This window comes from Streptomyces sp. NPDC017676, from assembly GCF_044329325.1.
Lineage (GTDB): Bacteria > Actinomycetota > Actinomycetes > Streptomycetales > Streptomycetaceae > Streptomyces.
On sequence record NZ_JBIRJA010000020.1, the window covers coordinates 62278 to 75067 of the forward strand.

13 protein-coding genes are annotated in these 12790 nt (G+C 73.6%); 3 read left to right on the forward strand and 10 right to left on the reverse strand.

Annotation, left to right across the window (positions count from 1 at the left end; all coding sequences use genetic code 11):
- Nucleotides 1–24: 24 nt before the first annotated feature.
- The gene (locus tag ACH4LD_RS34945; RefSeq protein ID WP_398058256.1) at nucleotides 25–726 is read left to right on the forward strand and encodes a glycoside hydrolase family 75 protein; all 702 of its coding nucleotides are present in this window, start codon (nucleotides 25–27) and stop codon (nucleotides 724–726) included.
- Nucleotides 727–951: 225 nt separating this feature from the next.
- Here the strand turns inward: ACH4LD_RS34945 and ACH4LD_RS34950 are convergent, their stop codons facing one another.
- The 8 genes from ACH4LD_RS34950 to ACH4LD_RS34985 all read right to left on the reverse strand — a co-directional run bounded on the left by ACH4LD_RS34950 (nucleotide 952) and on the right by ACH4LD_RS34985 (nucleotide 8945).
- A complete protein-coding gene (locus ACH4LD_RS34950) occupies nucleotides 952–1362 on the reverse strand; it encodes a PTS-dependent dihydroxyacetone kinase phosphotransferase subunit DhaM (protein WP_398058136.1) in 411 nt (136 codons plus the stop codon).
- Nucleotides 1359–1964, reverse strand: coding sequence for a dihydroxyacetone kinase subunit DhaL (dhaL, locus tag ACH4LD_RS34955; RefSeq protein WP_398058137.1), 606 nt, complete (start codon nucleotides 1962–1964; stop codon nucleotides 1359–1361). The genes ACH4LD_RS34950 and dhaL overlap by 4 nt, the downstream gene beginning before the upstream one ends.
- 67 nt (nucleotides 1965–2031) lie before the next feature.
- A complete protein-coding gene (dhaK, locus tag ACH4LD_RS34960; protein WP_398058138.1) occupies nucleotides 2032–3024 on the reverse strand; it encodes a dihydroxyacetone kinase subunit DhaK in 993 nt (330 codons plus the stop codon).
- A gap of 199 nt (nucleotides 3025–3223) precedes the next feature.
- On the reverse strand, nucleotides 3224–4069 hold the full coding sequence (locus tag ACH4LD_RS34965) for a class I SAM-dependent methyltransferase (protein WP_398058139.1): 846 nt from the start codon (nucleotides 4067–4069) through the stop codon (nucleotides 3224–3226).
- A 31-nt stretch (nucleotides 4070–4100) separates the two neighbouring features.
- A complete protein-coding gene (locus ACH4LD_RS34970; RefSeq protein WP_398058140.1) occupies nucleotides 4101–6497 on the reverse strand; it encodes a glycoside hydrolase family 65 protein in 2397 nt (798 codons plus the stop codon).
- Nucleotides 6494–7237 carry an HAD family hydrolase gene (locus ACH4LD_RS34975; protein WP_398058141.1) on the reverse strand — a complete coding sequence of 248 codons (744 nt, stop codon included), beginning with the start codon at nucleotides 7235–7237 and terminating at the stop codon, nucleotides 6494–6496. The genes ACH4LD_RS34970 and ACH4LD_RS34975 overlap by 4 nt, the downstream gene beginning before the upstream one ends.
- Nucleotides 7238–7376: 139 nt before the next feature.
- Nucleotides 7377–8591 (reverse strand): cytochrome P450, encoded by a 1215-nt coding sequence (locus ACH4LD_RS34980; RefSeq protein WP_398058142.1) that lies wholly within the window; start codon nucleotides 8589–8591, stop codon nucleotides 7377–7379.
- 210 nt (nucleotides 8592–8801) lie between these two features.
- Nucleotides 8802–8945 (reverse strand): hypothetical protein, encoded by a 144-nt coding sequence (locus ACH4LD_RS34985; protein ID WP_398058143.1) that lies wholly within the window; start codon nucleotides 8943–8945, stop codon nucleotides 8802–8804.
- A 324-nt stretch (nucleotides 8946–9269) separates the two neighbouring features.
- On the opposite strand from ACH4LD_RS34985, the gene ACH4LD_RS34990 reads away from it, so the two are divergent.
- Nucleotides 9270–9620 carry a DUF3040 domain-containing protein gene (locus ACH4LD_RS34990; protein ID WP_132790145.1) on the forward strand — a complete coding sequence of 117 codons (351 nt, stop codon included), beginning with the start codon at nucleotides 9270–9272 and terminating at the stop codon, nucleotides 9618–9620.
- 294 nt (nucleotides 9621–9914) lie between these two features.
- Here the strand turns inward: ACH4LD_RS34990 and ACH4LD_RS34995 are convergent, their stop codons facing one another.
- Both ACH4LD_RS34995 and ACH4LD_RS35000 read right to left on the reverse strand, forming a co-directional pair.
- Nucleotides 9915–10478, reverse strand: a complete 564-nt coding sequence (locus ACH4LD_RS34995; RefSeq protein ID WP_398058144.1) for a hemerythrin domain-containing protein — start codon at nucleotides 10476–10478, stop codon at nucleotides 9915–9917.
- A 101-nt stretch (nucleotides 10479–10579) separates the two neighbouring features.
- The gene (locus ACH4LD_RS35000; protein WP_398058145.1) at nucleotides 10580–11473 is read right to left on the reverse strand and encodes a polysaccharide pyruvyl transferase family protein; all 894 of its coding nucleotides are present in this window, start codon (nucleotides 11471–11473) and stop codon (nucleotides 10580–10582) included.
- A 283-nt stretch (nucleotides 11474–11756) separates the two neighbouring features.
- On the opposite strand from ACH4LD_RS35000, the gene ACH4LD_RS35005 reads away from it, so the two are divergent.
- Nucleotides 11757–12764: an NAD-dependent epimerase/dehydratase family protein gene (locus ACH4LD_RS35005; protein ID WP_132790141.1), complete on the forward strand. Its 1008-nt coding sequence runs from the start codon at nucleotides 11757–11759 to the stop codon at nucleotides 12762–12764.
- Nucleotides 12765–12790 lie beyond the last annotated feature (26 nt).

Sequence of the window (12790 nt, forward strand, 5' to 3'; positions counted from 1 at the left end):
TCCCCGACGAGAGGGTCCCTCATCGTGCGTGTCCCGTCGCTGATCCTGGCCGCGGCCGGCGCCGCCCTGATCGCCCCGGCGGCGCTGCCCGCCCCGGCCACCGCCGTCCCGCCCCGCGAGCGGCCCGCGGCCCGGGATGAGGGCGGGGTCACCGCCGCCGACCTGCTGGCCCGGACCGGCACGTGCACCGAGCTCTCCCGGGGCCGGTACCGCACCGACGCCGGCAGCCCCGCGACCGTCCCCGTCTGCGGCACCGACGACGCCGTCTTCTGGAAGGCCGACCTGGACGTCGACTGCGACGGCCGGCCCACCATCCACTGCAACTCCAGCACCGACCCGGTCTTCGCCCCCATGACGGCCTTCCAGCAGTCCGACGGCCTCTACCTGAACGCCGAGACGCTGCCCTACATCGTGGTCCCCGCCCCGAGCTCCCGCTGGGACTTCCGCGCGCACGGCATCCGGGGCGGCTCCGTGGCGGCCGTCGTCCACGGCGACCGGGTGCAGTACGCGGTCGTCGGCGACACCGGTCCGAGCGACCTCATCGGCGAGGCCTCCTACGCCACCGCCCAGGGCCTGGGCATCGACCCCGACCCGCTCACCGGCGGGACGCCCTCCGACGTGACGTACATCCTCTTCCGGAACTCCCTGATCACCCCCATCGAGGACCACGAGGAGGCGGTGGCGACGGGGGAGCGGCTGGCCAGACAGTTCCTCACGACCGACTGACCGCCCGCCCCGGGCGACCCGCCGGCCAGGGACGGCCCCGGTCGGGAGACCCCTGGGGTCGGCCGACCGGGCCAGGCGCACACGGGCCGCTCCCGGCCGGCCCGGACGGGGCGCGCTGCACCTCGACGGACCGGCCCGGTGCGGGACGCCCGGGCCGGCCGCCGCTGGTCGTCGGCCCGCTCAGGGGAGCCCGGTCAGGTCACCGACCAGGCGGGGGCCCCGGAGTCACACCTTGCGGTAGCTGTACGCCTCCGCTGCCGCGGACTCCACCGCGTCCAGGTCCGCCCCGGCGGCGGAGGTGACCACGGCGGCCACCGCGCCCTCCACGAACGGCGCGTCCACCAGGCGGGTGCCGTCCGGCAGTTCGTCGCCCTCGGCGAGCAGCGCCTTCACCGTGAGCACCGCGCTGCCCAGGTCGGTGAGGACCGCCACCCCGGCCCCCCGGTCCACCGAGGCCGCCGCGGCGGAGATCAGCTCGGCGCTGGTGCCGAGCCCGCCGCCCTCGGTGCCGCCCGCCGGCGCCACCGGTACCGCGGTCGCCCCGCCCGCCAGCCCCTTGGCCAGCTCGGCGACCGACGCGGCCACCTCCGCGCTGTGCGACACCAGCACGATCCCGACCAGCTTCTCCCCGCTCACCGCTCCGCCTCCGCCGTGTCGGCCAGCGCGGCGATGAGCAGCGCCGACGAGGTCGCCCCCGGATCCTGGTGGCCGATGCTGCGCTCGCCCAGATAGCTCGCGCGCCCCTTGCGCGCCTGCAACGGCGTGGTGGCCAGCGCGCCCTCCTCCGCAGCGGCCCGCGCGGCGCCGAACCCGGCCCCGAGCGCGTCCACGGCCGGCACCAGGGCGTCGATCATGGTCTTGTCGCCCGGTGCGGCCCCGCCGAGCGCCATCACCCCGTCCACGCCCGCGCGCAGCGCCGCGGCCAGCTCATCCTCGCCGACCTCGGCGGCGTCCCCGAGCGCCTTGCCGGTCCGGCGCAGCAGGGTGCCGTACAGCGGTCCGGACGCACCGCCGACCGTCGAGATCAACTGCCGCCCGGCCAGCGTCAGCACGGCCCCCGGGGTGTCCGGCGCCTCCTTCTCCAGCGCGGCCGCCACGGCCGTGAACCCGCGCTGCAGATTGCTGCCGTGGTCCGCGTCCCCGATGGCCGAGTCGAGGGCGGTGAGCCGTTCCGCCTCGCGACTGACGGACGCGGCGGCCGTCGTCATCCAACGGCGGAAGAATGCGGCGTCGAGCACTTGATCTCCTCGCGTGGTAGGGCTGTCGGCCGTTCGGCCGGGATCGGTCGCCGTCTGCTCCGCCGTATCACATTCCCCAGCGCAGCGCCGGGGTCTTCACCGGCGCGTCCCACAGCCGCAGCAGCTCCTCGTCGGCCTGGCACAGCGTCACCGAGGCGCCCGCCATGTCCAGCGAGGTGACGTAGTTGCCGACGAGGGTGCGGGCCACGGCGACCCCGCGTTCGCGGAGCACCCGCTGCACCTCCGCGTTGAAGCCGTACAGCTCCAGCAGCGGCGTCGCGCCCATGCCGTTGACCAGCACCAGGACCGGGCTGCGCGGCGGCATGTCCTCCAGGATCGCGTTGACCGCGAAGTCGGCGATCTCCCCGGAGGTCATCATCGGCCGCCGCTCGCGGCCCGGCTCGCCGTGGATACCGATGCCCAACTCCAGCTCACCGTCCGGCAGATCGAAGGTCGGGCTGCCCTTCGCCGGGGTCGTACAGGCGCTCAGGGCCACGCCGAAGCTGCGGGAGTTCCCGTTGACCTGGCGGCCGATGGCCTCCACGCGCTCCAGCGGCTGCCCCTCGGCCGCGGCGGCGCCCGCGATCTTCTCCACGAAGAGCGTCGCGCCGGTGCCGCGACGCCCGGCCGTGTAGAGGCTGTCGGTGACGGCCACGTCGTCGTCGACGAGCACCTTGGCGACCTGGATGCCCTCGTCCTCGGCCAGCTCGGCCGCCATGTCGAAGTTGAGCACGTCGCCGGTGTAGTTCTTCACCACGAACAGCACGCCCGCGCCGCTGTCCACGGCCGCCGCGGCACGCGCCATCTGGTCGGGCACCGGCGAGGTGAACACCTCTCCGGGGCAGGCGGCGGACAGCATGCCCGGGCCGACGAACCCGCCGTGCAGCGGCTCGTGCCCCGAGCCGCCTCCCGACACGAGCGCGACCTGACCGGCCACGGGCGCGTCCCGGCGGGCGATCACCCGGTGCTCCACGTCCACGTTCAGATCCGGGTGCGCGGCCGCCAGACCGCGCAGCGCGTCCGCCACGACGGTCTCCGGGACGTTGATCAGCATCTTCATGCGTATCTCCTCGTGAGCTTGGCGGTTGAGCCCAAGACCTGTGTCTTCGCAGGTCACCGGCGCACTGACGGCCTCCCGAGGGGGAAGCCGCCCGTCCCGTCTACTGGAAGTATCGACCTTGCGGCGGCGAAGGTCACCTGCGACCGCGCCGTTTCACGGTGCGTAGCGGCCGGTCGGCCGACCGTGCTCGCCGCACGATTCAGGCGCTCGGGCCGAACCGGGCCAGGACGGTCATGGTCGGCCGGATGTTGCGCGCCCCCGGCAGCCGCCGCAGCACGGGCCGGACCACGCCGAAGTACGCGCCGCGTCCGCGCGGCAGCGGCAGTTCGCGCACCTCGGTGACGGCCGGGTGCGCCGTACGGATCTTCGGCAGCTCACCGGCGTCGAGCGCCCAGGGCATGGGCGGAGTGACGTAGCCCTGCGCCGTCCTCATCCGACCGCTCAGGGTACGTTCGCCGAACCACCGCGGCACCGCGTCGAAGACCAGCGATCCGCCGGGGAACGCCTCGGCGCAGCCGGCGATCAGCTGCCGCACCTCGGCCGGGCGCAGGTACATCAGCAGGCCCTGCGCGGTGACGAGCACGCCGTGCGCGGGGTCCACCTCGCCCCGCCAGGACGGGTCCAGCGCCGACCGCGCCAGCGTCCGGCGGCGTTCCTCGTCCGGCAGCAGCGCCTGGCGCACCTTCGCCGTCTGCGGGAGTTCGACGCAGAGCCAGTGCGCACGGCCGTTGTCGACCCGCCAGAACTGCGTCTCCAGCCCTTCGGCGAGCGTGACGACGGTGCCGCGGGGATGCTCCCGGAGGAAGGCCCTGACGGCGTCGTCGAAGGTGCGCACCCGCAGGGCCTGCCCCTGGGCCAGGAGCGGGGACGGCGTGCCGAAGGTCTCTTCGAAGGGGTAGTCGATGCGCTCGACGAGCTCGACCGCCTTCGGGTCGTCGAGCACGGGGTGCGGCTGCCGCGCCTCGTAGGCCCGCTGATGGAGGTTCCACAACAGTGTCTCGGGGACGCCCTCCAGGTCGACGCGCCGCCGCCCGCCGTGGTCCATCGCGCCCCCTCACCGGTCTGTTCCCGCCGTGCTACTCCAGTGTCCCAGTCCGGTCCTCCTCCCCGGTGGGCAGGCCCACCGGGCGGCGGCCCGGCGGCTGCTGGGGTTCCGGACGCGTGGGAGCGGGGGGCATCGGGCGGTCGACCGGCCCGTCGGAGGTCAGGGGCGTCAGCTCCCCGTGGTGGAGTACGTCCAGTGGCCCGCCCTCCACCAGCTGGTAGCGCACGCGGCTCCGGCCGATGTCCACCTTCAGCCTGCGTCCGCAGACCAGCACGGTGAACGCCACCCTGGACAGTGCTTCCGGCAGGCGCGGTGTGAACGACAGCATCCCCGGCTTCCCGTCCTCGCCGAGGTACCGGCGCATCCCCCCGAAGCCCGCGACGAGGGCGATCCAGGTTCCGGCGAGGGAGGCGATGTGCAGCCCGTCACGGGTGTTGTGTTCCAGGTCGTCCAGGTCCATCAGCGCGGCCTCACCGAGGTAGGCGTAGGCCAGCCGCAGATGACCGGTCTCGGCGGCGAGCACCGCCTGGCAGGACGCCGAGAGGGAGGAGTCGCGGACGGTCAGCGCCTCGTAGTAGGCGAAGTTGCGCGCCTTCTGCTCCTCGGTGAAGGCGTGCGGGCACTCCATCATGGCCAGCACCAGGTCGGCCTGCTTCACCACCTGTTTGCGGTACAGGTCGAAGTAGGGATAGTGCAGCAGCAGCGGGTAGTTGTCGGGCGGGGTCGCCTCGAAGTCCCAGCGCTGGAAGGTCGTGAAGCCCGCCGACTGCTCGTGGACACCGAGGGATTCGTTGTACGGCAGCGCCATCCGGGCCGCCGCGTCCCGCCAGACCGCGGCCTCCTCGTCGTCGACACCGAGTTCCGCGGCCCGGTGCGGATGACGTACCGCCGCGTCCGCGGCGGCCACGAGATTGTGACGGGCCATCAGGTTCGTGTACAGGTTGTCCCGGGCGAAGGCGCTGTACTCGTCGGGACCGGTGACCCCGTCGATGTGGAAGACGCCCTCCGAGTCGTGGTGACCGAGGGAGCGCCACAGCCGGGCGGTCTCCACGAGGATGTCGAGCCCCTCGGCGCGCTCGAACTCCTCGTCACCGGTCACCATGACGTACCGCACGACGGCCATGGCGATGTCGGCGTTGACGTGGAAGGCGGCCGTACCGGCGGGCCAGTAGGCGGAGCACTCGGCGCCGTCGATGGTCCGCCAGGGGAACGTCGCCCCGGACAGCCCGAGTTGACGCGCGCGCTCCCGCGCCGCCGGCAGCGTCCGGTGCCGCCAGCGCAGCGCCGACGCGACGGCCTCCGGCGCGGTGAAGGTCAGGACGGGCAGCACATAGGACTCGGTGTCCCAGAAGGAGTGTCCGTCGTACCCGGTGCCGGTCAGGCCCTTCGCGGGAATCGCCCGGTTCTCGCCGCGGGCCGCCGCCTGGAGCACATGGAAGAGAGCGAACCGCACCGCCTGCTGGATCTGCGCGTCCCCCTCCACCTCGACGTCCGCGCCGGCCCAGAAGCGGTCCAGGTACGCCCGCTGGGCGGCGACCAGCCCGTCCCAGCCGGTGCTGACGGCGGCCGCCACCGCCCCGTCCACCTGGTCGTGCACGGCCGGCAGCGAACGCTCACCGGACCAGCCGTGGGCCACGAACTTGACCAGCCGCAGCGGCTGACCGGGCACCAGGTCCGCGGTCACCGTCAGCCGGCTGACGTCGGGCTCGCTGTGTGCCGTCCACTTCGTGCTCTCGGGCCCCTCGACGAGGTGGTCGGCCGCCGTACCGACCCGCAGCCTGCTGTTGCCGGTGCAGTGCACGAGCCGCAGCCGGGTGTGCTGCGCGAAGTGCTCCTCGGGCAGCAGCGGGGACTCGGTCGCCGCCGCGACGCGCGGATCGCCGTGGATGCTGGGCAGTTGTTCGTTGGCGACCAGCTCGGACTGCACGGCGACCGTCGTCGGTCCGTCGACCGGCTCCACCTCGTACACGACCGCGGCGACCGCGCGCTGGGTGAAGGACACGAGCCGGTGGGAGGTGATCCGGACGGTACGGCCGCCGGGCGACGTCCACCGCGCGGTCCGGCTGAGCACACCGGAGCGGAAGTCCAGGACCCGCTCGTGCGCCAGCAGCCGGCCGTAGCGCAGATCGCACGGGTGGTCGTCCACGAGCAGCCGGATGATCTTGCCGTCGGTGACGTTGATCATCGTCTCACCGGACTCGGGATATCCGTAGCCCGCCTCCGCGTACGGCAGCGGGTGCCGCTCGTAGACGCCGTTGAGGTAGGCGCCGGGCAGTCCGTGCGGCTCCCCTTCGTCGAGGTTGCCGCGCCATCCGACGTGTCCGTTGGACAGCGCGAACACCGATTCGCTCTGGGCGAGCACATCGAGGTTCAGCTCGGTCTCGCGCAGGCACCACGGCTCGACCGTGTAGCTGGGATGAGTGATCACCGCGACTCCAGGAGCTCGGCCAGGTCCCGGACCACCACGTCGGCCCCGTGCTCGCGCAGTTGCCGCGCCTGGCCCACCCGGTCGACGCCCACGACGATGCCGAACCGTCCCGCCCGGCCCGCCTCGACGCCGGCCAGGGCGTCCTCGAAGACGGCCGCCTCCTCCGGTGGGAGGCCCAGCCCGCGGGCCGCTTCCAGGTAGGTGTCCGGGGCGGGCTTGCCGCGCAGATGACGCTCGCGTGTCACCACGCCGTCGATCCGCTCGTCGAACAGGTCCTCGATCCCGGCCGCGACCAGGACGTCCCGGCAGTTGGCGCTGGACGACACGACCGCGCAGCGCAGTCCGGCCTCCCGCACCGCGTGCACGAAACGGACCGAGCCCTCGTAGGGCTCCACCCCGTCCTCGCGGATCCGCCGCAGGACCAGGTTGTTCTTGCGGTTGCCCAGTCCGTTCACGGTCTCCGTCTCCGGCGGGTCGTCCGGCGATCCCTCGGGCAGGTGCACCCCGCGCGAGGCGAGGAACGTGCGCACCCCGTCCTCACGGGGCCGCCCGTCCACGTATTCGTCGTAGTCGTCGACCGCGTCGAAGGGGACGAACGCCGTCCCCTCACGGGTCGCGCGCTCGCGGAGGTAGCCGTCGAACATCTCCTTCCAGGCCGCCGCGTGCACTTTCGCGGTCTGGGTGAGTACCCCGTCGAGGTCGAACAGGCAGGCGCGGACATGAGAAGGAAGCCCCAGCATGCCGCCGAGGCTAGAAGCCCGGCGCGGCCCGCGGCGGCAGGACACCGGCCGGCGGGCCGGAAGGCACCCACTCGGTGGAGGCGGGAGCGGCGCCGGGGCCGGGCCACCGGCCGCGTCGACGCGGTGGCCCGGCCCGGCCTCACCAGGTGACCGGCAGACTCAGCGGGAAGCGGCGGATGGTGCCGTTGTCCCACTCGATCTCGTCGGCGGGGACGTCGAGGCGCAGCTTGGGGAAGCGGGCCAGCAGGCCGGAGACCGCGCTGTCCAGCTCCGCCCGGGCGAGCGGTGCCGCGAGGCAGTGGTGCCCGCCCCAGCCGAAGGTCATGTGCGGGCGCACGGGCCGTTCCAGGTCGAGCTTGTGCGGGTCGGGGAAGACGGCGGGGTCCCGGTTGGCCGCGAGGTAGGACACGTGCACGTAGTCGCCCGCGCGGATCCGGACGCCCTCGATCTCCGCGTCCTCCAGCGCGATCCGCGGAATGCCCACACCCTTGCGGAACGGGATGAACCGCAGCAGCTCCTCCAGCGCGCCGGGGAACCGCTCGGGGTCGCGCGCGAGCGCGGCCGTCTCCTCCGGCCGGGTCAGCAGCAGATAGGCGATGTCGCTGATCTGGCAGGTCGCGGTGTCGTTGCCGCTGAGGATGAGCGTCACCGCCAGGACCGCCAACTCGTCGTCGCTCAGCGGCTCCTCGCCCTCCGGCACCGGGGCGGTGGCCAGCGTGCTGAGCAGGTCCTCGCCCGGCGAGCTGCGCCGTGCCGGGATCAGTTCGGCGAAGTACGTCCGCAGGCACGCCTTGGCGTCGGCCGCGTCCTGCCGCGCGTCCGGCGAGGTGGCCAGCAGCCGCATGGTGTGCGCGCGCAGCTCGTCGCGGTCGGCCTCGGGGACGGCGAGCAGCTCGCAGATCGTCAGGTGGGGCAGCGGTACGGACAGATGGGTGACCAGGTCCGCGGGCGGCCCCGCCTCGTCCATCGCCGTCAGCAGCCCGGCCACCACCCGGTCCACCGCCGGCCGCATGGCCGCCACCCGCTCCCGGGTGAACGCCTGGGCCGCCACGTGCCGCAACCGGGTGGCGTGCGGCGGGTCCGTCACGTTGATCGACTCGGGGGACACGATCGGCTCGGGAGTCATCCTCGGATAGTCGCGCCCGACGATCGCCGCCCGGCTGAACCGGGGATCGCACGTCACCTGACGCACTCCGGCGAAGCTGGTCACCAGCCACGCCTCCGCCTCGCCGTAGGGCAACCGGATCCGGCTGACCGGGCCGCGCCGTGCCAGCGCGTCCAGCGCCGGGTCGTACTCCAGTGCGTCGGCGAAGTCGAAGGGGCAGTCGAGCACTGCCGGGTCGTGGGACGACATACAGCCTCCTTTGTGCGCCGCCGGGCGCGTCGCTTCCGGGGGGCCGGTCCTACCCGTGCCGGCCGCTCAGCGTCGTCGCGGCGGCCCCGGGGGCGAAGGCGTGGTGTGGGCAGCCCCGGTCCTCCCCGGCCGACCTGGTGCGAGAGCTGTGTTCACTATGCGGTACACCGACCGCTCCCGCACCACGGGCGCTCCGGCCGGCGCACGGGCTCAGGCCGTCATCAGCACGTTGACGAGGACGATGACCACGCCGGCCACGATGGCCGCGACGACCACCCAGGGCCACATCGCGTGTTCCTCGGCCGGCTCGACCGCCGCCCGGACCGGCGGCTTGACTTCGGTGGATTCGGGCACGGTGGCTCCTCGCGGGGCGGACGGCGGGCGGACGGGCGGACGTACGGGGGCCAGACCTGCGGAGCCGGACGTGCGGGGGCCGGACGCACGGGGGCTGGACGCAGGGGGGCTGGACAGGCTCCATCGTGGCCCGTGCCGGGGCCGCGTTTCAGTCAGGGTGGCCACCGGACCCGGGGTGGAGTTATCTCCACCCCGAATCTCCGCCCGCGTCTTCACTCCCTCCTCCGCCCGGCCCGCCGCGGCACCGCATCGGCCGGGCGGAGAGGGGAACTCGGTCGCCCGGGGCCCGGAATGCCGCCGGTCGGCGGAGGAGGTGCCGTTGCCGTGGACGACTGGGAGATGTGGGAGATGCGCGACGAGGTACGGCTGTCACCGCGGGAGCGGCTGACGCTGCTGCGGATCGAGGCGGACCTGCGACGGGACCGGCGGTTCGCGCGCCGCATGGGCGCCGCCCCGCGCGAGGTGTGGCTGCCGGTGGCGGTGCTGCTGCTGACGGTCGCTTCGGTGTTCGTCGCCGTCATGGGCATCCGCACCTCGGACCCGGCCCTGCTGTGGTGCTTCGCGCTGCTGTGGCCGCTGACCCTCTTCCAGGCGTTCCGGCTGCTGTGCCGGGCGACCCGCACACGTCCCCGCACCGGTGCCCGGACGCCGCGTGGCACGGAACCGTGGCTGTGAGAACGCGGCTCCGGGGCGCTGGTCCGGGGCGCTGGGCGGAGCCCCGGCCGGTCGACGTGAGCCGAACGGGTGAGTCCAGGCCGGTGCCGCTCGGTGTGGACCGAATGGGTGAGCCCAGACCGGTGCTCCGCCGGTGCCGCTCGGCGTGGGCCGAACGGGTGGACCCAGGCCGGTGCTCCGCCGATGCCGCTCGGCCTGAGCCGAACAGGTGACAACAGACCGGCACCGCCCGGCCCCCGCGGGTCCGGACGGCGCCGTTCTCCCTCGGCCCTGGCTCTCCTTGCCCGGCCCTGGCTAGCTCTCCTTGCCCCGCCCCGTCAGCGCGTCGCGCATCCGGTCGACCAGACCGGCCCCCGGTGCCAGCAGCTTGTTGGCCGGGGGCTTGTCCGGCGCCGACGGGTGCGGACGGGTGGGCGCCATCTTCTTGGCCCGGCGGACCTTGTCGCCGAGGTCCATCAGCGCGTCCGGGGGACAGGCCGCCTCCAACTGCGGGAAGAGGTTCTGCTCCTCGTCCGTCACATGGGACCGGATCTCGCTCATCAGCTGTGCCATCAGCGAGTCGAACCGCGGATCGTCCGCCTGGCAGCCCTCCAGGTCCTTCATGATCTGCTCGGCCTTGGCGTGGTCCTCCAGCTCCTTGTCCGCCAGGGCGTCCCCGCCCGTCACGTGCCGGCGCACCGCCGGGTAGAGGTAGGCCTCCTCCGCGACCGAGTGGCGGACCAGTTCGATCGTGGCCTGGTCGCAGAGGTCCTTGCGCTCCTGGGAGCCGGGCGGCAGCGCCTCGATGCGGCCGAAGATCTCCTCGACCTCGCGGTGGTCCGTGGTCAGCTCCTGGATGACGTTTCCGCCGTGACCCATGGTCGTTACCTCCTGCGTGGAACGCGGCGGCCCGTGAACGGCCGGCCGTCGCCGCGCCGAGTGCCCCGGGCCGTGCCCGCTACACGGCCCGCCGCGCCCTGTCAGCGCATCGAGTGGCAGGCGGCGGCCGTCCGGCCCGCCCCGGACAGCGCCCACTCCCACCAGTGGTCCAGGATGTCCGGCGTCAGCGCGTCCGCCGCCACCAGTGCCGGCCAGTCCAGGGCGCGGGCCTGGGCGCTGACCTTGGCGCCGCCCGCCACCGGATCCACCGCGATCACCGGGGTGCCGGTGCGCAGGCCCAGCACCAGGCCGTGCAGCCGGGTGGTGACGACCAGGTCGAGACGGACCAGGAGGGCGAGGAACTGCTCGGCGGTGGCGCACAGCCGCCAGTCGTCGGTGGCCAGCCGGGAGTCGGCCGGCACCCGCGCGCAGTCCTTGCCGGCCAGCCAGCCGGTGATCCGCTCGGTCACCTCGGTGTGCCGGCGGCGTGCCCCGTACTCGCCCTGGCCGTGGGAGAGGATCACTCCCGCCACGGGCGGCAGCGGGCCCGCCGGGGCGTCGGCCGCGAGATCGCGCCGGGCCGGGACCGCGGCCCCGTCCCGCGCGACGATCGCGTGGAAACCGGTGACCGCCGGGTCCGCCGGATCGACCACGGACACCCCGGCCGCCAGTCGTCTGCACGACCCGAACCTTTCATGCAGAGCGGCCACTTGCGGACCGTACACGGGACCGCACACGAACAGCAGGGTGTCGTACACCCGCGGGTCGGCCGTCTCCAGCGACAGTCCACCGGGCCGGAAGCCGGGGCTCCACGCCGTCTCGTGCCGGATGCCCGCCCTGGTCAGCGCGGCCGACATGTGCTGCTGCGCGAGCACGTCCCCGGCCGTCGCCTCCCCGTCGCGGAAGCTGAACCAGCCGGTGAGCAGCAGCCGTTCCGGAGGCCGGCCGGGCCCGCGCAGGAAGCGCAGCACCGCCTCCGCGACGTCGTCGTGCATCAGCGCCTCCAGCGTGGTAGAGGGCCGCAGGAGTCGCGCGAGTACCCCTGAGACCGGAGAATAAGAATCCAACGTGTGAATCCAACTGGCAGGGGAACTCAGCTGCCAGTGCCGTCCAGCAAGCGGCGGCCTTCCAGGCCGGTCCCCCGCATCAGCGGTGACCCGGGCCGAGCCCCCTTTCTCCCTGCGGGCCGACGAGGTCGGTCCCGGCGACGCGGTACGCGCCGAACGCCCAGGCAGAGGCGTTCCCGGGCGCGCACGACGCGGACGAAGGAACAGCCCCATGACTGGTGACACACCGTTCTCCTGGCGGCGCGCCCTCGTGACCGGCGGCGCCGGCTTCCTCGGCTCGCACCTGTGCGAGCGGCTGCTGGATTCAGGTGTCGAAGTCGACTGTGCCGACAACCTGGCCTGCGGGCGGCGCGAGAACATCGCGCACCTGGAGGACCGGCCCGGTTTCCGGTACACGCACTGCGACGTCTCCGCACCCGACTGCACCGAGCGGCTGGCGGGGCCGTACGACCTGGTCCTGCACTTCGCCTGCCCGGCCTCGCCCGCCGACTACCTGCGCATGCCCCTGGAGACCCTGGACGTGGGCAGTCTCGGCACCCGCAACGCGCTGGCCGTCACCGAACGCGACGGTGCGCGCTTCCTGCTCGCCTCCACCTCCGAGGTCTACGGCGATCCGCTCGTCCACCCGCAGCACGAGGGCTACTGGGGCAACGTGAACCCGGTCGGGCCGCGCAGCGTCTACGACGAGTCGAAGCGGTTCGCCGAGGCCCTGGTCACGGCACACGCCGGTACCAGGGGGACGAACGCCGGGATCGTCCGGCTGTTCAACACCTACGGGCCCCGGATGCGGGCCCACGACGGCCGCGCCGTGCCCACCTTCATCTGCCAGGCCCTGGCCGGCGAGCCGCTCACGGTCACCGGCGACGGCAGCCAGACCCGCTCGCTGTGCTACGTGGACGACACCGTCGACGGCATCCTGCGGGTCGCCGCGAGCAGGTCGGTACGACCGGTCAACATTGGCGGCAGCGACGAGATCACCGTCGCGGACCTGGCCCGCCGGGTGGTCGCCCTCACCGGCTCCCGCTCCCCGATCGCGTTCATAGACCGGCCCGTGGACGATCCCGGCCGGCGCCGCCCCGACACGACCCTCGCACGCGAACTGCTCGGCTGGTCGCCGCAGGTCCCCTGGGAGGAGGGCCTGAAGCAGACCATCGCCTACTTCGCGGCCCTGCCCCCGGATCCGGACCCGCGCGCGGAGGAACCGGCCCCGCGGACCTGACCCGGTCCCGCCCCCTGCACGTTCCC

What these genes read in the sequence shown, in the direction of transcription:
- dhaK (WP_398058138.1), bottom strand. Translation starts at nt 3,024, where the DNA reads ATGAAGATGCTGATCAACGTCCCGGAGACCGTCGTGGCGGACGCGCTG.
- ACH4LD_RS34975 (WP_398058141.1), bottom strand. Translation starts at nt 7,237, where the DNA reads ATGCTGGGGCTTCCTTCTCATGTCCGCGCCTGCCTGTTCGACCTCGAC.
- ACH4LD_RS34965 (WP_398058139.1), bottom strand. Translation starts at nt 4,069, where the DNA reads ATGGACCACGGCGGGCGGCGGCGCGTCGACCTGGAGGGCGTCCCCGAG.
- ACH4LD_RS35000 (WP_398058145.1), bottom strand. Translation starts at nt 11,473, where the DNA reads ATGCACGACGACGTCGCGGAGGCGGTGCTGCGCTTCCTGCGCGGGCCC.
- ACH4LD_RS34980 (WP_398058142.1), bottom strand. Translation starts at nt 8,591, where the DNA reads ATGTCGTCCCACGACCCGGCAGTGCTCGACTGCCCCTTCGACTTCGCC.
- ACH4LD_RS35005 (WP_132790141.1), top strand. Translation starts at nt 11,757, where the DNA reads ATGACTGGTGACACACCGTTCTCCTGGCGGCGCGCCCTCGTGACCGGC.
- ACH4LD_RS34995 (WP_398058144.1), bottom strand. Translation starts at nt 10,478, where the DNA reads ATGGGTCACGGCGGAAACGTCATCCAGGAGCTGACCACGGACCACCGC.